Origin of the sequence: Burkholderia sp. Ac-20384 (assembly GCF_017104605.1) — a bacterium.
Taxonomy (GTDB): Bacteria; Pseudomonadota; Gammaproteobacteria; order Burkholderiales; family Burkholderiaceae; genus Burkholderia; species Burkholderia lata.
Map to the genome: position 1 here is coordinate 1 of NZ_JAAGPE010000682.1, position 891 is coordinate 891.

Annotated in this window: 2 protein-coding genes; both read right to left on the bottom strand. The window is 71.9% G+C overall.

From position 1 onward, the window contains the following. Positions 1-547: triphosphoribosyl-dephospho-CoA synthase (locus G3O00_RS42830; protein WP_206146610.1), on the bottom strand; the 547-nt coding region annotated here is incomplete at its 3' end. Further along, a partial coding sequence (gene mdcG / locus G3O00_RS42835; RefSeq protein WP_206146611.1) for a malonate decarboxylase holo-[acyl-carrier-protein] synthase occupies positions 544-891 on the bottom strand: 348 nt, incomplete at its 5' end. The genes G3O00_RS42830 and mdcG, both read right to left, overlap by 4 nt.

Genomic DNA, 891 nt, shown 5'->3' on the forward strand with positions numbered 1-891 from the left:
TCCCGATCGCGTAGACGGTCGTGAAACCGTCGGCCGCCTCGCGACGTGCGCCGCCGACGCCGTAGCGGCGGCTCGCGCGTTCGCCGTGGCTGTCGGGCAAGCGCGGGCCGCCGAGGATATCGGCTCCCCACCGGCGGGAGACGAACGCGCCGAGCGTCATTCCTGCCGGCATGGTTCCCGGCATCGCGCGCCGGCCCGCGGCCGCACACAGCAGCCCGAGCCCGAAGATCGCGCCGCGATGCGTATTGACGCCGCCGGTCGCGGCGAGCATCGCGTGCTCGGCGCGCAGGCCGATCTTGCGCAGCACGGCCATGTCCGCATCGCGTGCGCCCGCGTCGGTCAACTCGGCGAAGTACGGCCGCAGCACGGCGGCGCTGCGGGCGAACGTCGCGGCATCCATGTCGGTGTGGCTGCCGGTGTCAACGTGACTGACGAGCCCCGGCTTCGGATAAGTCTCGATTTCGAGCACGAGGCTGCGCTCGGCCAGCTCGGCGATGCGCTCGGCTTCGGACGGTGCCGGTATGCGGCAGGCAGCCCATGCGCTCATCGCGACCCTCGGATGAATGCGTCGACCGGCATCAGTTCGACGGCGATCGCGGTCTTGACTGCGACTTCCGGATGCCGCGCCTGCAGTTCGCGCCAGTTGACGCCCGCGCCGTCGTCGCGCAGCAGTTCGCCGTCGATGCGCATCGGCGCGCGCGCGTCGATTGCCGCGAGGCCGTCGAGCAGCGCAGCGCGCGACGCGGCCGCCGGCAGCGGGAATACGATGTCGAGATCGGACGATTCGCCCAGGTAGCGCTCGCCCGTCAGCGCCTGCCATGCGAGGCTGCCGAACGCGCGGCACTGCACGCCGCAACGCGCGCCGAGTGCATCGAGTTCGCGCAACGCGGC